This is a genomic window from Promicromonospora sp. AC04 (genome assembly GCF_003058225.1).
Lineage (GTDB): Bacteria > Actinomycetota > Actinomycetes > Actinomycetales > Cellulomonadaceae > Promicromonospora.
Genome location: NZ_QBUG01000013.1, coordinates 19,894 through 37,053, shown reverse-complemented (window position 1 = coordinate 37,053; position 17,160 = coordinate 19,894). Strand labels below are relative to the sequence as shown.

Sequence of the window (17,160 nt, the reverse complement as noted above, 5' to 3'; positions counted from 1 at the left end):
CGCCTGCCGTAAGGGCTGAGCCGAAGCCGTGGCGGCAGCGATCCCGCGCGACGTCGGAACGTGCTGCGGGGCGCGCGTCAGATCGCGAGGTTGGCCAGGTAGATCGCGACCACGTGGCACGCGAACCCGAGCACGGTGCACACGTGGAAGATCTCGTGGAAGCCGAACCAGGCCGGGCTGGGGTCGGGCTTCTTGGTGCCGTAGACGATCGCGCCGGCCGTGTAGGCGACGCCGCCCGCCGCGATGAGCCACACGACCGCAGGCCCGCCGGTGGCCCAGAACTGGCCCATGTAGGCGACGGCCACCCAGCCGAGCGCGAGGTAGACCGGCACGTAGACCCAGCGGGGCGCGTTCAGCCAGAAGATGCGGGCCAGCAGCCCGAGCAGCGCGCCGCCCCACACCAGTGCGAGCAGCACCGTCCCCTGGCTCCCGGGCAGGAGCAGCACCGCGAGCGGCGTGTAGGTGCCCGCGATGATCAGGAAGATGTTGGTGTGGTCGAGGCGCCGCAGCACGGCTTCCGTCCGGGGCGACCAGTTGCCGCGGTGGTACACCGCGGAGACGCCGAACAGGAGGCAGGCGCTCAGGCCGAACACGGCCGCGGAGACCTTGCCAGGCACGGTCGGGGCAAGTGCGACGAGCACGATGCTGGCCGCGAGGGCGAACGGGAACGTGCCGGCGTGGATCCAGCCGCGCAGGCGCGGCTTGATCTTCTTCTCGATCCCGGACACCGAGGTCGAGATGACCTGCACGACGTCGCTGGCCTTGTCGCGCACGCCGTCGAACGTCTCCGAGACCTTGTCCGTGACGTCGTTCAGGCGTCCGGCCGAGCGGTCCGGCCCATCAGCTTGAGCTACCACGCTCGTCTCCTTAACGTTCGGCAACCGGTGCCTCCTGATGCCGGGGCACTACCTACGGTTGCGTAACTTACTCTAGCGTAGGTAAGGGGATTGCCGACCGGACAAGGGCCTTGTGAAGATCCTGCGCCGGGTTGGCGGGAGTCGCTCGTCAAGCGCCCATGACGGGCCGGGCGAGCCGGAACACGCGGGTTCGAGGGGTACCTTTGTCCACGTCCCGCCGGGTACTCGACCCGGCATCAGAGCCGCCGTCCGGACCGCTTCGCGCGGCGGGTACGGCCCCGACTTCCTGAGGTATCCGTGCGCCTGCCCAGCCCGCTGTACCGCCTCTACGAGCGACGTCTGGCGTCCGCCCTGCACGGCGCCACGCTGCCCCGGCACATCGGCGTGATGCTCGACGGCAATCGCCGGTGGGCGCGCTCGTTCGGCGAGACGGCGGCGACGGGACACCGCCGCGGCGCCGACAAGATCACCGAGTTCCTCGGCTGGGCCGATTCGCTGGGCATCGAGGTCGTCACGCTGTGGATGCTCTCCACGGACAACCTGAGCCGGTCCGCCGGTGAGCTGAGCAACCTCCTCGACATCATCGAGGACGCCGTCTCCGACCTCGCCGAGTCGGGCCGCTGGCGCCTGCGCGTCATCGGGCGGCTCGACCTGCTCCCCGCGCGGCTGGCCGCCGCCCTGCGCACCGCTGCCGACCGGACGGCCGGCGTCAAGGGCCTGCAGGTCAACGTCGCCATCGGGTACGGCGGCCGGACCGAGATCGCCGACGCCGTCCGCTCCTACCTCACCGAGCGCGCGAAGGACGGGGCCACGCTCGCGGACCTCGCCGAGTCGATCGACGTCGAGCACATCGCCGAGCACCTGTACACGAAGGGCCAGCCGGATCCGGAACTGGTCATCCGGACCTCGGGGGAGCAGCGCATCGGCGGGTTCCTCATGTGGCAGAGCCAGCACAGCGAGTTCTACTTCTGCGAGGCCTACTGGCCTGCGTTCCGGCGCGTCGACTTCCTGCGCGCGCTGCGCGACTTCTCCCTCCGCGAGCGTCGTCTCGGGCGGTGACGAGGTGCGCCGAGAGCGATCCGCAACCGGCCTGGCGCCGGTAATTCGCATGGCGAAATTCGTCACCACGTGCCCAGGTAGGTAAGTGAAAGTTCAGTCAGGTAGCGTGCCGGAGATGACAAAGGAGGGCACGCTGATGATCGAGCGACGTGTGCCGTCGGCGCGTGAGGCGGCCGAGGCGTGGGAGTCGCTTTTCCGTGCCCAGGTGACGGTGATGCGCCGGCTCCTGGCGGACGACATCTGGGGTGATCTGAGCATGCGTGAGTACGACGTGCTGTTCACCCTCGCTCTCGCACCCGAGGAGACGCTTCGGCTGCGCGAGCTCAACGAGAACATCCTCATGGCCCAGTCCTCGCTGTCGCGCATGGTGGAGCGCCTCGAGAAGCGCGGCCTGGTGCAGAGGCACCCCTCGCCCGACGACGGTCGCGGCGTCCTGGTGAGCCTCACCGAGGAGGGCTCCATGATCCAGAAGGAGCTCGGCCGCCGGCACGTGCGCTCCATCGCGCACTACGTGGGTCCCGCACTGGACGCCGAGGACCTGGCGCAGCTGCGCCAGCTCACCGACGCCCTGCGTGGGGCGCAGGCCGACATCGACGACTTCTGAGGGCTCCGACCCCGCCGGATCAGGCGGATCAGCCGGATCAGGCGGATCGCGCCTGGTCACGGAGTGCTTCCACGACCACGCGCACGGCCGCCCGGTCCATCGTGGTGCGCCGCGCCACGAGGTGGATGTCGCGCCGGGGCGGGTCGGTGAGGTCCAGCGTGTGCACCGCATATCGGTCGTGGACGGCGAGCATCGGCAGCAGCGTGACCGACAGCCCGGCCTCGACGTGGCTCAGCAGCGTGCCGTGGCTCTCGAACCGGGCAACGGCCCTGGGCGTGAACCCGGCGCGCCGGCAGAGGCGTTCGGCGAGGTCGGCCAGATGGGCGCCGGGGTGCTCGAACGCCCACGGCTCGTCCGCGAGCGTGGCCAGGTCGACGCGCCCCGAGCGCGCGCCGGTGACCGTGTCGCGTGCCGTCACCAGCACCACGCGGTCGCCCGTCAGGGGCATGCGGGCGAGGTCGGCGTCGGGCGGGACGGGGGCGTCCGGGAAGTCCGCGCAGACGGCGACGTCCACCTCGCCGCGCTGCAGCGCGCGGCGGCTGACCAGGGGTTCCGCCTCGGTGAGCTGCACCGAGATCCGGGGGTGCTCCTGGGTGAGCGCCGCGACGGCCGGCACCACTATGCCGTGGAAGGCGCTGGTGAACGCGGCGAGCCGCACGACTCCGGTGGGCTCGGAGTGCAGGCCTGCGATGTCGGCCTCGGCGTCCGCTATCCGGTCGAGGATCTCGGAGGCGTGACCCGCGAGGGCGACGCCGGCGGGCGTGAGCCGGATGCGCCGCCCCGCGCGCTCGAAGAGCTGAGCCTTCGCCTCGGACTCAAGCGTGGCAAGCTGCTGAGAGACGCTCGAGGGGCTCATGTGGGCCGCCTCTGCCACGGCGCGCACGGTGCCGAGCAGGTGCAGCTGGTGCAGGAGACGTAGGCGCCACGGGTTGAGCATGGGCCCATCATTGTGCAGGTTAGCCGAACATTCTATTCGGGAACGTGGCCTGGACCCGAACACGGCACTGTGCTTACCGTCACACCATGAACGTTGGCGTCCCCACGGAGATCAAGAACAACGAGAGCCGGGTCGCGCTCACGCCCGCCGGCGCCCACGAGCTGGTCCGCCGGGGCCACGACGTGCTGGTGCAGGCCGGCGCCGGGCAGGGCTCCGGCTTCACCGACGACGCGTACCGGCTCGCCGGCGCGCGCACCGTCGACACGGCCGAGGAGGTCTGGGCCACCGCCGACCTGCTGGTCAAGGTCAAGGAGCCGATCGAGCCCGAGTACGCGCTCATGCGGCCCGACCTGACGCTCTTCACCTACCTGCACCTCGCGGCGTCCGCACCCTGCACCGACGCACTCCTCGCCGCGGGAACCACCGCCATCGCCTACGAGACCGTCCAGCTGCCCGACCGCTCGCTCCCGCTGCTCAGCCCCATGAGCGAGGTCGCCGGACGACTGTCCGCGCAGGTCGGGGCCTACCACCTGATGCGGCCGCAGGGCGGCACCGGGGTGCTCATGGGCGGCGTGCCCGGCACGCCCAAGGCGAAGGTCGTCGTGATCGGCGGCGGTGTGGCCGGCGAGCACGCGGCCGCGAACGCGCTCGGCATGGGCGCCGACGTCACCGTCCTGGACGTGTCCCTGCCTGCGCTGCGCCGCCTCGAGGCGCGGTTCGGCGGGGCAGTCGCCACCCGCGCGTCGACGACCTACGAGGTCGCGGAGCAGGTCGAGTCCGCGGACCTCGTCATCGGGTCGGTCCTGGTTCCCGGCGCGGCCGCGCCCAAGCTCGTCACCGACGCCATGGTCAAGGCGATGAAGCCCGGCGCCGTGCTCGTCGACATCGCCATCGACCAGGGCGGCTGCTTCGAGCACTCGCACCCCACCACGCACGACGCCCCGACCTTCGCCGTGCACGACACCCTCTACTACTGCGTCGCGAACATGCCCGGAGCGGTGCCCGCGACGTCGACCCGCGCGCTGACCAACGCGACGCTGCCGTACGTCGCCGCGCTCGCGGACAAGGGCTGGCGGGACGCGCTGCGCGCCGACGCCGCGCTCGCCGCGGGACTGAGCACCCATGCGGGGCGCATCACCAACGCAGGCGTGGCCGAGGCGTTCGGCGCCGAGGTGGTTCCGGTGGCCGAGATCCTGGCGGACTGACACCCGCCACGGCCTACGATCGGCGCGTGAAGCCGCTGCGCGTCGTCGTCTGCCCAGACTCGTTCAAGGGGAGCCTGTCCGCGTCCGAGGTCGCGTCCGCCGTTGCCGACGGGGTGCTCGACGCGGCCCCGGACGCCGTCGTCACACGCCTGCCCATGGCCGACGGCGGCGAGGGCACCCTCGACGCGCTGCTCGCCGTCTGGGGCGGGGACGCCCGGGTCACGGAGACGGTGGACGCGATCGGGCGGCCGACGTCGGCCCGGTGGGCGGTGTCGCCCGACGGGCGGACCGCCGTGGTCGAGCTCGCCGAGGCCAGCGGGCTACCCCGTGTCTCGGACGCTCCCCTGCAGCCGCTGCACGCGAGCACCCGCGGCACCGGCGACGTCCTGCGTGCCGCGCTCGACGCCGGCGTCGCCGAGATCCTCGTCTGCCTCGGCGGCTCCGCCTCCACGGACGGCGGCGCCGGCATCCTGACCGGACTCGGGGCGCGCCTCCTCGACGCCGCCGGCAGCCCGGTGCCCGACGGCGGCGAAGGGCTGGCCTCGGTGGCTTCCCTCGACCTGTCCGGGCTGCACCCACGAGCACGCGAGGTGCGCTGGCGGCTCGCCGTCGACGTCACCAACCCGCTGGTGGGCGAGCACGGTGCGGCGTACGTGTTCGGGCCGCAGAAGGGCGCGCGCGACGGCGAGGCCGAGTTTCTCGACGGCGCGCTTCGGCACTGGGCGGAGGTGCTGGAACGGGAGACCGGGACCGTTGTAGCCGAGATCCCCGGTGCCGGTGCGGCGGGTGGCGTCCCCGCCGGCCTGATCGCCGTGCTCGGTGCCGAGACCACGCCGGGCGCCGTGCTCGTCGCCGAGGCGGTCGGCCTGCCCGCCGCGCTCGCGGACGCCGACCTGGTGATCACGGGGGAGGGGTCCTTCGACTCCCAGTCGGTCAACGGCAAGGTGGCCGACGGCGTCGCACGCCTCGCCGCGGCGTCGCCGACCCGGCCGCCCGTCGTCGTCGTGGCGGGTCAGGTGCTGCTCCCGGAGGCGCTGGCCCGCGCGGCCGGGATCGCCGCCGCGTTCTCGATAGCGCCCGGCCCGGTCGAGCTGGACGACCTGATCGCCCGCACCGCGCCCCGCCTGCGCGACATCGCGGCCGCGGTGACGAGCCTGGTCACCGCCAGCCGATAACCTCGCGAGGTCGGTACTTGGCATCGAGATCGGTCCAGGCCTGTGCCGATCCCGATGCAAAGTGCCGACGTCGATGCAAGCTGCCGACCTCGACAGCGCCGACGTCAGCCCGCTTCCCGGAGCCGGGCCCCGCCCTGGCGGGGCGGGGCGAGGACCGGCTCCTGGCCGGCTCGCGCGGCACGCAGCCATGACGCCGCGGCGAGGGCTGCTACCACCTGCATCAGCCCCGTCACCACCAGGACCGGGCCCGCGCCGAACGCGCCGATCAGCGCCCCGCCCACGAGCAGCCCGACCGAGGCGCCGCCGCTGTGCAGCACGGTCTCCGCGGTGAACGCGGCGCTCCGCTCGGCGCCGGTGGTCCGGTCGACGATGAGCGCGTTGAGCGCCGCGATACCGAACGGCATGGTGCTGCCGCCGACGGCGGACACCAGGCCGACCGCCAGCAGGTTCGGCGCGGCCATTGGCAGCGCCAGGTAAGCGGCCCCGAGCATCACCCACGACACCACGATCGCCGGGACGCGCGGCACCCGGTGGATCACGAGCGGCACCACGAACGACACGCCGACGGTCGCGACGCCGTAGCCGGTCATGCCCGCGGCGATCAGCTCGCCGGGCCGGTCGAGCTCGGCCCCGAGCAGGGCGAGGCCCAGCGTGAACGCGAACCAGGTGATGCCGCCGATCCCCGCCAGCCCGATGCCTACCGCCAGGTCCGGGTGGGCGCGCAGCACGCTGCGTACGGACGGGACGGTGTCGGGAGGGTCCTGCCGACCGGGCTCGTCGAGTCCCGCCGCGCCCGGTCGGTTCGGTGCGTCGGGTCCCGCCGGGGTCTCGATGTCTTCGCTCGGGGAGACGCCCTCGTCCCAGGAAGCGCTCGAGCCGCGGTGCGCGGCCGGGACCGTCGCCATCGCCACCGCGCTCAGCGCGACCGCCGCTGCCTCGCACCACAGAAGCGGCTCGGCGCCCCAGGCGACCAGCAGCCACGCACCGAGCGCCGGCGCGAAGATCATGGACGAGCGGTGCGCGAGGTCCTGCCAGGCGAGCGCCCGGGCACCCACGCCCGGCGGGTTCCCGGGGAGCTCGGCCAGGTCGGCGGTCAGCGCGCGCTGCGCGGGCGCGAGCATCGCGGCCGTCGCGCCCGTGACCAGCCCCGACGCGCACAGCATTACCGCGCCGACGCCGACGGAGGCCGCCGCGACCGGCACCAGGACCAGCCCGAGGACCTGGACGCCGAGCAGGACGGCGAGCGCGCGCCCCGACTTAAGGCGCGACCGGAGGCGCCGTCCCCACCATGCGGAGGTGAGCAGCGGTAGGCCGGCGAAGCCGCCGACGAGCCCGGTGGTCCAGGCATCCCCGGTCTGTTCGAGCGCGACCAGCGGCAGCGCGACGGCGGTGATCCGCTGGCCGGCCCAGGTGACGAAGGTAGTGGCGGTCAGCGTGACGAGGTGTGGGTGGGGCACAGCGCCATCCTGCGGCGGCTCCGGGGCGGCCGGTAGACGGCGTCCGCGAACGACCAGACATAGGCTGGTGCTATGACCTCATATCCCACGGTCGACGACCTCCGGCTGGTCGACGCCGTCGCACGGCACGGCTCGCTCGGCGCGGCCGCCCGCGAGCTGCTGGTTAGCCAGCCCTCGGCGAGCCAGCGGCTGGCCGCGCTGGAGCGCCGCGTGGGTGTCAGCCTCTTCGACCGGGACACCACCGGCGCGCGGCCGACGGCGGCGGGGCGGGAGTTCTGCGACCAGGCCGCGCACGTGCTCGACCACCTGGGCGCGATCGTCGAGCGCACGCTGTCGGCGGCGCAGTCGCGCACGGTGTCGGTCGGGGCGTTCCCGAGCGTCGCGGGCACGCTGTTCGCGGCGCTCGACGTGCTGCTCGACGACGTCGTGGTGCAGCCGGAGGTGGAGCACGGGCCCCGGCTGCTGGAGTGGGTGGAGCGCGGCACGCTCGACGCGGCGTTCGTGTCGATAGCGAAGCAGGTCCCGATAGCGCGCGGCCTGCTGGTCACCGAGGTGGGGCGGCACGACCTGGTCACGCTCCTGCCCGACGGCGCCCCCGCACCCGGCTCGGGCCGCCGCCCCTACACCGGGCAGACCGTCGTCTACTGCCCGCTGGACCTCACGGCCGACGCCCTGCACCGGAGGCTCACGGACCTGGGCGCGCACGCCCGGCCCGGCGCGACCGCGGAGGCTGCTGTCCGGACGGCGCGAGAGCGGCGTTGCGCCGCCGTCGTGCCTGACATGGTGGCGCGCTGGTATGCGGCCCCGGGCGACCGGACCGTGCCCGCGCCGACCCGCGGACGGGTGATCCTCTCGATGGTGACCCGGAGCCCGGCGCCGTCGACACTGGTCGACGCGCTCCCGGGCTTGCGGGAGCGCCTGCGGGAAGGAAACGTGCATGCTACGCAGTGAGTGGTCGGACGTGCAGGTCACCCGAGCGACCCCCGGGTCTGACACGTGCGAGCGGTTCTGACAGGACGTCGCTTCGATGTCACGTCCCGTTCGCCCCGCTCAGGGCGGAACGGCACGCCGGACGGTGGAAAGATGTGCGCATGCCCGCGAATTTCCCCCAGCCAGCGGCGCACGACGCCGCGCCGTACGACGCCCTCCTGCTCTACTCCTTCGGTGGCCCGAACAAACCTGAGGACGTGGTGCCGTTCCTGCGCAACGTCACCGCGGGCAAGGGCATCCCGGACGAGCGGCTCGAGCAGGTGGGCGAGCACTACTACGGGTTCGGCGGCAAGAGCCCCATCAACGAGCAGAACCTCGCGCTCAAGGCGGCGCTCGAGGCCGAGCTCGCCGCCCGTGGCATCGACCTGCCGGTCGTGTGGGGCAACCGCAACTGGGAGCCGTACACGAGCGACGCGCTCGACGAGCTGGAGAAGCTGGGCGCCGAGCGCGCCGTCGCGCTCGTGACCAGCGCCTACTCGTCGTACTCGGGCTGTCGCCAGTACCGCGAGGACCTCGCGACCACGCTCGACAAGCGGGGACAGCTCGGGCCCGACGGGTCTACGGGCGTGCAGTTCGACAAGGTCCGCGCCTACTTCAACCACCCGGGCTTCGTGCAGGCCAACGTCGACGCCGTCGTCGAGGCCTACGCCGAGCTCGAGGCGAAGGGCGGCTCGGGGGCCGACGCGAAGCTGGTCTTCGTGACGCACTCGATCCCGGAGACCATGGAGGCGGCGTCCGGCGTGGGGCACGCGACCTACTCCGAGCAGCACCTGGACGTCGCGGCGCTGGTCGCGGCCGCCGTCGGCGAGCAGCTCGGGCACGCCGTCGAGTGGGAGCTGGCGTACTGCTCGCGCTCCGGCCCGCCGAGCCAGCCGTGGCTCGAGCCCGACGTGAACGACCTGCTCACCGAGCGCGCCGAGGCGGGCCTGCGGAGCGTGGTGCTCTCGCCGATCGGGTTCGTGAGCGACCACATGGAGGTCGTCTACGACCTCGACACCGAGGCGCTCGCGACGGCCGCCGAACTCGGCATGACCGCCGTGCGCGCCGGCACCGTCGGTACGCGCGCGCCGTTCGTCCAGGGCCTGGTGGACCTGATCGTCGAGCGGGCGGGTCTCGCCCGAGGCGAGCAGGTAGACGAGGCTACGGTGGGTGCTCTGCCCGCCTTCCCGTCCGTGACGCCCCCCGACTGCTGCCTGCGGCGGCACGAGGAGCCCAGCGGCATCCCGGCACTCTGCAGCGAGGACATGCACCGATGAGCACCGAAGCTTCCGGCATCAACGCACCCGGCGCGGACGCGCGCGGCACTGACGCGCCCGGCACCGAGGGAACCCACGGCCACGTGCACGGGGACACCGGCCAGGAGATCGACACCGCCGCCATCAACGACAGCATCCGGTACACGATGTTCTCGGTCTTCTCCGTGACCGAGACGCTCCCGGCGGACGAGGGCGAGCGCAAGGCAGTGGTGGCCGACGCCGAGTCCGCCGTCGGCGGGGGTTCCGACCCGGCCGCGACCTCCGGGGACCTCGTGACCCGCGGCTGGTACGACGTGGGCGGCCTGCGCTCCGACGCCGACCTCATGCTCTGGACCCACGGCCCGTCGATCGAGGCCGTGCAGGGCGCCTACCAGCGGCTGCGCGCGTCCGAGCTGGGCCGCTCCCTGGAGCCGGTGTGGTCGGTCGCCGCGCTGCACCGCCCCGCCGAGTTCAACCGCGGGCACGTGCCCGCGTTCCTCGCGGGCGAGGCGCCGCGTGACTACATCTGCGTCTACCCGTTCGTGCGCTCCTACGACTGGTACCTCCTGCCCGACGCCGAGCGCCGCACCATGCTGCGCGACCACGGCATGGCGGCCGCCGGCTACAAGGACGTGCGGGCAAACACCGTCTCGGCGTTCGCGCTCGGCGACTACGAGTGGATCCTCGCCTTCGAGGCCGACGAGCTGCATCGCATCGTCGACCTGATGCGCGACCTGCGGGCGACCGAGGCTCGCCGCCACGTGCGCGAGGAGGTCCCGTTCTTCACGGGCCCCCGCACTTCCCTGGAGGCCTGGGCGTCCCGCCAGCCCCTGAGCTGACCCGACCCCGGGCCGACTCACCTCGGGTTCGTCCGGTGCGTGTCGCGCTCGGCGTGTCGGGCTCGGAGGGTGACTGCCTGATCGGGGTGTGTTGCTCTGCGTAGACGATGTCCACGCAGAGCAACACACCCCGAACTCGTACGGTCACCCCGCGAGGCGACCCCGAATTCGTGCGGTCACCCCGCGAGGGCCCCGGCGCGCACCTGCTCGGCGCACTCGTGCGTGGCTACACCTGCCGGGTACCGATGAGGGCTGCCGGCCGGGTACCGATCAGGGCTGTCGCCCCCAGGTCGTCGTCCGACAGGACGGTCGCAGTCAGTCCCGCCGCCTCCAGATGCCCGACGGCGGCGCTCACCTGGGCCTCGCCCGTCTCGACGAGCAGGTGTCCGCCTGGGCGCAGGAGCTTCGGGGCCAGGTCGATCACGCGGCGCAGGATCGCGAGTCCGTCGTCTCCGCCGTCGAGTGCTACGTGCGGCTCGTGCTCGCGGGCCTCGGGCGGCATCAAACCGATCGCCTCGGTCGGGACGTACGGCGCGTTCGCGACGAGGACGTCGACGCGCCCCCAGACATCGGCCGGGAGGGGCTCGGCGAGGTCACCCGTGTACGTGTGCGCGGTGAGCCGGCCGAGCTCTGCGGGTCCCACCGAGCGGCGCGGCGGAGCGGGGGCTTCTTGCGGGGCACCAACACCGGGGGCGTCATCGGCCAGCGCCTTGAGGTTGTCGTGCGCGCAGGTCACGGCTGTGGGGTCGACGTCGGCGGCGTGCAGCTCGACGTCGTGCCCCGCCGCGAGGAGGCGGGTCGCGACCGCGCCGCCCAGCGCACCGCAGCCACAGCACAGGTCGACGAGGAGCACCGGAGCGGGGCGGACTGCCTCGTCGGACGCCGCGGGGGTGCCGGACGCTGCGGGGGTGCCGGACGCTGCGGGGGTGCCGGACGCTGCGGGGGTGCCGGACGCTGCGGGGGTGCCGGACGCTGCGGGGGTGCCCGACGCCGCGGGGGTGTCGGACGCGGTGATGGTGTCGGACGAGGCGGAAGCCGCGGCGGGGGCGGTGGGCGAGCCCGCCGCCGCACGCGCCGCCGCCTCCCGGACCAGTAGCTCCGACCGTTGCCGCGGCACGAAGACGCCGGGCGCCACGAGCCAGCGGCGGCCGTCGAGCTCGGCCCAGCCCACGAGGTGCTCCAGCGGTAGCCCGCCGACGCGTGCGGCGGTCAGCTCCTCGAGGCGCGCGGCGTCGCCGTCGGCGGCCTCGGTCAGGATCCGCGCCTCGTCCTCGGCGAAGACACAGCCGGCGGCACGCAAGCGCGCGACAAGTTCGTTCACTCCGTGAGCCTAGATGAGCAGGCTCCCGGGGAGGCAATCACGCCAGGGTGGCATTCGTTGTTCGGCCGTACGTCGGGACCGTGTTGGCGTGACTTCGGCCGGTTGCGGGGTTGTCGGGCGTGAGTTCGGTCCCCTGCGATGAGATCGGTCCAACGGCGGACCGATCTCACCCCAACGGACCGATCTCATCGCAGGGGACCGATCAACGGACCGATCTCATGGGAGGAGGTCGATCAACGGACCGACCTCACATCGACCGCCGAGCAACCGACCGATGCCCCAAGGGCGCCCGAGCCAATCCGAGCACCCGAACGTGTCAGACGCGTAGATCACCAGAGTGATCTGCGCGTCTGACACTGGCGATCACGGGTACAGGCCCCGGATCTGGTGTGCCTCGGCGACCCGCTTGACCCCGATGACGAGGGCGGCGTCGCGCAGCGACAGGCCCTCGCGCTGAGCCAGGGCGGACACGTCCGCGTACGCGGTGGTCATGCGGTGCTCCAGCTTGTCCGCGATCTCCTGCTCGGTCCACCAGTAGGTCTGGTTCGCCTGGACCCACTCGAAGTAGGAGACGACCACACCGCCCGCGTTCGCGAGGACGTCCGGGACCACTGTCACGTCGTTCTTCGCGAGCAGGACGTCGCCGGCCGCCGTCGTCGGGCCGTTGGCGCCCTCGACCACCCAGCGGGCCTTGACGTCGCCGGCCGTGGTCTCGTCGAGCACGCCCTCGATCGCGGCCGGGACCAGCACGTCGACGGCGAGCGCGAGCAGCTCCGTGTTGGAGACCGGGTCCGCGTCCTCGAAGCCCACCACCGAGCCCGTGCGGCGCACGTGCTCCATGAGGCGGGGCACGTCGAGGCCGGCGTCGGCCCGGATGCCGCCGTACTGGTCGCTGACGGCGACGACGCGCGCCCCGCGCGCCGCGAAGATCTCCGCCGCGTGCGAACCGACCTTGCCGAAGCCCTGGATGGCGACCGAGATGTCGCTCAGGGCCACGCCGGCCTCGGCGAGCGCGGCGTTCGTGACGTGCACGATGCCCGCCGACGTCGCGGTGCCGCGGCCCAGCGAGCCGCCGACCTCAAGGGGCTTGCCCGTCACCACCGCCGGGATCGTGTACCCGCGGTTGACCGAGTAGGTGTCCATGACCCAGGCCATCGTCTGGGCGTCGGTGCCCATGTCCGGGGCCATGATGTCGGTGTCGGGGCCGATCATGGGCATGATCTCCGACGTGTACCGCCGGGTCACGCGCTCCAGCTCGGCCTGCGAGTAGCCGCGGGGGTCGATCGCGACGCCGCCCTTGGCGCCGCCGTACGGCAGGTGGACCACCGCACACTTCCAGGTCATCCACATGGCCAGCGCCCGCACCTCGTCGACGTCGACGGAGGGGTGGTAGCGCAGACCGCCCTTGCCCGGGCCGAGGCTCACGTTGTGCTGCACACGGAAACCGTGGAACAGGACGGTCTCGCCCGAGTCGCGGCGGAGCGGCACCGCGACGTGGATCTCACGGCGCGGGGTCGCCAGCATGCGGTGCAGGCCGTCGTCGTAGCCCAGGATCTCCGCTGCCGTGGCGAGCTGCGCGTGCGCGGTAGCGAGCGCGGAGCCCTCCGTGGGCGCACCGGACGGGGCGAAGCTGGGTGGTGATGTGGGTGTGGTGGACGTCGTTGTCGTCGTCACGTGGGTCCTCCGGGGAGAACGGCGCCTACCGCCTTGGGGGCGAGGGCGCGGGTTGCGCGGCGCGGGGTTTGCGCCTCGGTATCACCGTATCGCTTCGATGGGCCAAGGTGCTCGCCCGTGGCGGATCCTTCCGGTGATTTTCCGGTGATATCCGTGTGTTCCAAGGAAAGTCAGCGCTCCGTGAGCTTCCAGGCTCCCGGGAGCAGGACGCCGGCCAGCGCGGCTGCTCAGCGCACCTCGACGTCGAGCATCCCCTTGAACGGCTTGAAGTCGTCGACGTCTCGCGTGACCAGCACGAGCGCGTGAGCCATCGCCGTGGCCGCGATCATGCGGTCGAAGCGGTTGGCCTTCGGGGTTCCGCCGCGCTGCCCGACGCGGACAAGCAGCTCGTCGTACATCTCGTCACAGTCGTCGTCGAACGGGAGGCCCCGGCCGAGTGTCTTCTTGAGAGCCTGGATGCGGGCCGCGCGGCGCTTGCACTCTTGCGCCACGCATCAGCCGTGCAGACGCTCGAGCTCGGCAACTACCTCGTCCGGGGTGAGCCGCGCGGTGTCGATCCGCGTGACGTCTCTCGTGCGCACAACGTCCCGGAGCCCTGCGGAGTACGTGGTCAGCTGATCTTCATCGAGTCCGTCGCGGTGCGGCGCGTTGTCAGCCGTGACCCTGCGGCGGAGCGTCGCGGAGTCCGCGCCGAGCAGGTCATGGACGATCGTCGCACGAGTCCGCACGGCGATCTTCTCGAACGGCACCAGGTTGCTGATCCTGGCGGTGAGCTGGGGTACCACCACGTCATGACCCGACAGGAGGTGAGCCTCAGCCATGGCATGGGCGAGCGAGCGTCCCAGGACCGCGGCTTCATCCCCGCTGATCAGCGTCTTGATCAGGTCGATCTCAAGCATCAGGGTGCCCGGGCGGCGCGCCGCCCAAGCCTGCGCCGCTGTCGACTTCCCGCTGGCAGGCAAGCCGTTGAGCAGGAGCAGGATCGGGCGACCGGCCGGCGGGCCGTCAGGAAGGCCTCTCACGACCTCAAGCCTACGGACGCCGCCGGCTCGTGACGTTGGTCCGGCGCCAGTGCCGCGTAGCATCTGAGGTTCGATGAGCAACCCGTCCAACGGCGCCGCTCGGCCCGAGGCGAGGGCCCTGCTGGCCGCACTGAACCCCGCCATGGTCGCCCTCATGGACGAGCTGTCCGGCGTCATGTTCTGCGCCAAGGACGCCGACGGGCGCTACGTGCTCGTCAACCAGGTCTTCGTGGGGCGCACGCGGGAGCGGTCGCGCCGCGACGTGATCGGCAAGCGCGCCGTCGACCTGTTCGTCCCCGAGCTCGCCGAGCGGTACGAGAACCAGGACGCGCGGGTGCGTGCCACCGACAAGCCGCTGCGGGGCGAGCTGGAGCTGATCCGGCACGTCGGCGGGGCGCCCGGCTGGTTCCTCACCTCAAAGCTGCCCCTGCACGACGAGTCCGGCGCCTACGTGGGCCTCGTGTCCGTGTCGCAGGACCTTCGCTCCGGCGACGCTGACGACGCGACGATCCAGGCCATGGCCCGGCTGCGTGGCGCCGTCGAGGACCTGCTCGAACGCGGCGAGGTGCCCTCGGTGGCCGACCTCGCCGCGCTCGCCGACTGCACCCCGGCGTCCCTGGACCGGCGGGTGCGCCGGGTCTTCGGCCTCTCGCCGCGCCAGCTTGTGCTGCGGCTCCGGGTCGACCGGGCGGCACACCTGCTGACGACGTCCGCCGTGCCGCTCGCGGACGTCGCGACCGCCGCGGGCTTCTACGACCAGCCGTCGTTCACGCGCACGTTCGCGCGGCTGACCGGCGAGACGCCGTCGTCGTTCCGGAGCCGGTCGCGGCGCGCCTGAGCCGGAGCGGAAGCGCAGGCACGGGCGCCAACGAGCAGAGCTTGACAGGCGCCGCGACCGGCCCGGACCGCCGTCAGCGGGACAGCCGCCGGTAGGCGCGCGCGGTCAAGGGCACGAACACCAGCGTGAGCGCGGCCGGCCACAGCACCGCCAGCAGGAGGGCATGGTCGGCGAGGACCCCGCCGGTGATGCCGGTCGGGTTGCCGAACAGCTCGCGGCACGCGGCCGCCGTCGCGGAGATCGGGTTCCACTGCGCCAGGAAGGCCAGCCACGTGGGCATCGACTCGGGGGCCACCAGCACGTTGGACAGGAAGCCGATGGGCCACACCAGGATCTGCACCGCCGTCACGCCGCCCTCCCCGCGGAACGAGAGCCCGAGGAACACGCCGAGCACGAGCATCCCGAACCGCAGCCACAACAGCAGCACGACGGCGAGCACCGTGGCGCCCAGGCTGCCGGACGCGCGCCACCCGATCAGCAGCCCGCCCACCATGAGCACCGCCAGCTCCGCCGCGGAGTTCATCAGGTCGGCGCCCGCCCGGCCGAGCGGCACCGCGGCGCCGCTGATCGGCAGGGACCGGAACCGGTCGGTGACACCCTTCTTGGAGTCGTTGGCGATGGCGCTCATCGTGGCCTCGATGCCGAACATCATCGACAGCGCGAAGATCCCCGGCATCAGGTAGGGCAGGTAGTCCCCGCCCCCGGGCAGGTCGATCGCGCCGCCCATGAGGTAACCGAAGACCAGCACGAGCATTATCGAGAACGCGATCCCGAAGATCGGCGTCCACGGCTCCCGCTGCCAGTGCTTGAGGTCGCGCAGGGTGATCACCCAGCTCTGCCGCAGGGTGGCGGCTACGGCGTTCATCGGTGGGCTCCTTCGGGTCGGGCGGTCTGGGGCGCGAGTGCGGACGGTGTGCTCGCGGGCAGCGCGGGCAGCGCGGACGGCGCGGGCGCGGCGGTGAGGTCCAGGAACACCTCGTCGAGGGTCGGGCGGCGCAGCAGGATGTCGTCGACCACCAGCCCGGCGGCGTCCAGGGCGCGGACGACGCCGGTCAGCGCCGCCGCCCCGCCGTCGGGCCCCGCCTCGACGGTGACCTGCCGGAGCTCCGCGTCGGCGGTGCCGCCGAGCGCGGCGGCCAGCCGGTCCAGGTCGGCGTGCGCCGGCGCCGTGACGAGCACGCGGTCCCCGCCGAGGCGCCGCTTGAGCTCCTGGGCGGTGCCCTCGGCCACGACCCGACCGGTGTTCATCACGGTGATCCGGTCGGCGAGCTGGTCCGCCTCGTCGAGGTACTGGGTCGTGAGCAGCACGGTCGTCCCGGCGTCGACGATCTGGCGCACTGCCTGCCAGACCTCGTTGCGGCCCCGGGGGTCCAGGCCCGTCGTGGGCTCGTCGAGGAACAGCAGCGCCGGCCGGCGGATCAGTCCGGCGGCGATGTCGAGCCGGCGGCGCATGCCGCCGGAGTAGGTGGACACCTTGCGGTCGGCGGCGTCCAGCAGGCCGAAGGTGCCGAGCAGCTCGTCGGCCCGCTCGCGCGCGGCGGACTTCGGCAGCCCGTACAGCCGGCCGAACATCACGAGGTTCTCGCGGCCGAACAGGATCTCGTCGAGCGCCGCGTGCTGGCCGACCAGCCCGACGGAGGCCCGGACGGCGGCGGGCTCGCGGCGCGCGTCGCGGCCCGCGACGCGCACCTCGCCCTCGTCGCACCGGGTGAGCGTGGCGAAGGTGTTGACGGCGGTGCTCTTGCCGGCCCCGTTGGGGCCGAGCAGCGCGTGGACGGCGCCGGTCTCGATCTCGAGGTCAAAACCGTCGAGGGCATGGGTGTCGCCGTACCGCTTACGCAGTCCGCGGGCGACCAGGGGTGGGAAGGACACGGTGTGCTCCATTTCCGTACGGTGTACGACTAAGAACCGAGCCAGCCTAGCATCTATTCCGTACGTCGTACGAAA

The 17,160-nt window shown here is 72.6% G+C and carries 17 protein-coding genes; 8 read left to right on the top strand and 9 right to left on the bottom strand.

Annotated elements, in window-relative coordinates; all coding sequences use genetic code 11:
• Positions 1 to 77: 77 nt before the first annotated feature.
• The gene (locus tag C8K30_RS26555) at positions 78 to 857 is read right to left on the bottom strand and encodes a hemolysin III family protein (protein ID WP_108495913.1); all 780 of its coding nucleotides are present in this window, start codon (positions 855 to 857) and stop codon (positions 78 to 80) included.
• Positions 858 to 1,154: 297 nt separating this feature from the next.
• On the opposite strand from C8K30_RS26555, the gene C8K30_RS26550 reads away from it, so the two are divergent.
• Positions 1,155 to 1,916: an isoprenyl transferase gene (locus C8K30_RS26550; protein WP_108495912.1), complete on the top strand. Its 762-nt coding sequence runs from the start codon at positions 1,155 to 1,157 to the stop codon at positions 1,914 to 1,916.
• A gap of 115 nt (positions 1,917 to 2,031) precedes the next feature.
• Positions 2,032 to 2,520: a MarR family winged helix-turn-helix transcriptional regulator gene (locus C8K30_RS26545; RefSeq protein ID WP_233257492.1), complete on the top strand. Its 489-nt coding sequence runs from the start codon at positions 2,032 to 2,034 to the stop codon at positions 2,518 to 2,520.
• Positions 2,521 to 2,557: 37 nt separating this feature from the next.
• On the opposite strand, the gene C8K30_RS26540 is transcribed toward C8K30_RS26545, so the two are convergent.
• Positions 2,558 to 3,457 carry a LysR substrate-binding domain-containing protein gene (locus C8K30_RS26540; protein ID WP_108495911.1) on the bottom strand — a complete coding sequence of 300 codons (900 nt, stop codon included), beginning with the start codon at positions 3,455 to 3,457 and terminating at the stop codon, positions 2,558 to 2,560.
• 86 nt (positions 3,458 to 3,543) lie between these two features.
• On the opposite strand from C8K30_RS26540, the gene ald reads away from it, so the two are divergent.
• Both ald and C8K30_RS26530 read left to right on the top strand, forming a co-directional pair.
• Positions 3,544 to 4,662, top strand: a complete 1,119-nt coding sequence (ald, locus tag C8K30_RS26535) for an alanine dehydrogenase (RefSeq protein ID WP_108495910.1) — start codon at positions 3,544 to 3,546, stop codon at positions 4,660 to 4,662.
• A gap of 26 nt (positions 4,663 to 4,688) precedes the next feature.
• Entirely contained in the window at positions 4,689 to 5,837 is a 1,149-nt protein-coding gene (locus C8K30_RS26530) for a glycerate kinase (RefSeq protein ID WP_108495909.1), read from the top strand.
• Positions 5,838 to 5,941: 104 nt separating this feature from the next.
• Here the strand turns inward: C8K30_RS26530 and C8K30_RS26525 are convergent, their stop codons facing one another.
• Positions 5,942 to 7,294: an MFS transporter gene (locus C8K30_RS26525; protein ID WP_199230720.1), complete on the bottom strand. Its 1,353-nt coding sequence runs from the start codon at positions 7,292 to 7,294 to the stop codon at positions 5,942 to 5,944.
• Positions 7,295 to 7,366: 72 nt separating this feature from the next.
• Between C8K30_RS26525 and C8K30_RS26520 the strand changes: the two genes are divergently transcribed.
• From C8K30_RS26520 to hemQ, 3 genes are all read left to right on the top strand, one after another.
• The gene (locus C8K30_RS26520) at positions 7,367 to 8,245 is read left to right on the top strand and encodes a LysR family transcriptional regulator (RefSeq protein WP_108495908.1); all 879 of its coding nucleotides are present in this window, start codon (positions 7,367 to 7,369) and stop codon (positions 8,243 to 8,245) included.
• Between the two features lie 140 nt (positions 8,246 to 8,385).
• On the top strand, positions 8,386 to 9,540 hold the full coding sequence (locus C8K30_RS26515) for a ferrochelatase (RefSeq protein ID WP_108495907.1): 1,155 nt from the start codon (positions 8,386 to 8,388) through the stop codon (positions 9,538 to 9,540).
• Complete coding sequence (gene hemQ, locus C8K30_RS26510; RefSeq protein WP_369941346.1) at positions 9,537 to 10,358, top strand: hydrogen peroxide-dependent heme synthase; 822 nt, start codon at positions 9,537 to 9,539, stop codon at positions 10,356 to 10,358. Before C8K30_RS26515 ends, hemQ begins: the two co-directional genes overlap by 4 nt.
• Before the next feature lie 226 nt (positions 10,359 to 10,584).
• Here the strand turns inward: hemQ and C8K30_RS31055 are convergent, their stop codons facing one another.
• The 4 genes from C8K30_RS31055 to C8K30_RS26480 form a co-directional block, all read right to left on the bottom strand.
• Positions 10,585 to 11,679, bottom strand: a complete 1,095-nt coding sequence (locus tag C8K30_RS31055; RefSeq protein ID WP_199230719.1) for a putative protein N(5)-glutamine methyltransferase — start codon at positions 11,677 to 11,679, stop codon at positions 10,585 to 10,587.
• 363 nt (positions 11,680 to 12,042) lie between these two features.
• Positions 12,043 to 13,353 (bottom strand): Glu/Leu/Phe/Val dehydrogenase, encoded by a 1,311-nt coding sequence (locus tag C8K30_RS26490; protein WP_108495906.1) that lies wholly within the window; start codon positions 13,351 to 13,353, stop codon positions 12,043 to 12,045.
• 227 nt (positions 13,354 to 13,580) lie between these two features.
• Positions 13,581 to 13,844, bottom strand: coding sequence for a PIN domain-containing protein (locus C8K30_RS26485; RefSeq protein WP_108495905.1), 264 nt, complete (start codon positions 13,842 to 13,844; stop codon positions 13,581 to 13,583).
• 3 nt (positions 13,845 to 13,847) lie between these two features.
• A complete protein-coding gene (locus tag C8K30_RS26480; protein WP_108495904.1) occupies positions 13,848 to 14,375 on the bottom strand; it encodes an AAA family ATPase in 528 nt (175 codons plus the stop codon).
• Between the two features lie 73 nt (positions 14,376 to 14,448).
• Here C8K30_RS26480 and C8K30_RS26475 point away from each other — a divergent pair, with 73 nt between their 5' ends.
• Positions 14,449 to 15,213 (top strand): AraC family transcriptional regulator, encoded by a 765-nt coding sequence (locus C8K30_RS26475; protein WP_108495903.1) that lies wholly within the window; start codon positions 14,449 to 14,451, stop codon positions 15,211 to 15,213.
• 73 nt (positions 15,214 to 15,286) lie between these two features.
• On the opposite strand, the gene C8K30_RS26470 is transcribed toward C8K30_RS26475, so the two are convergent.
• Positions 15,287 to 16,078, bottom strand: a complete 792-nt coding sequence (locus tag C8K30_RS26470) for an ABC transporter permease (RefSeq protein ID WP_108495902.1) — start codon at positions 16,076 to 16,078, stop codon at positions 15,287 to 15,289.
• Positions 16,075 to 17,085: an ATP-binding cassette domain-containing protein gene (locus tag C8K30_RS26465; RefSeq protein ID WP_233257491.1), complete on the bottom strand. Its 1,011-nt coding sequence runs from the start codon at positions 17,083 to 17,085 to the stop codon at positions 16,075 to 16,077. Before C8K30_RS26465 ends, C8K30_RS26470 begins: the two co-directional genes overlap by 4 nt.
• Between the last annotated feature and the right edge of the window lie 75 nt (positions 17,086 to 17,160).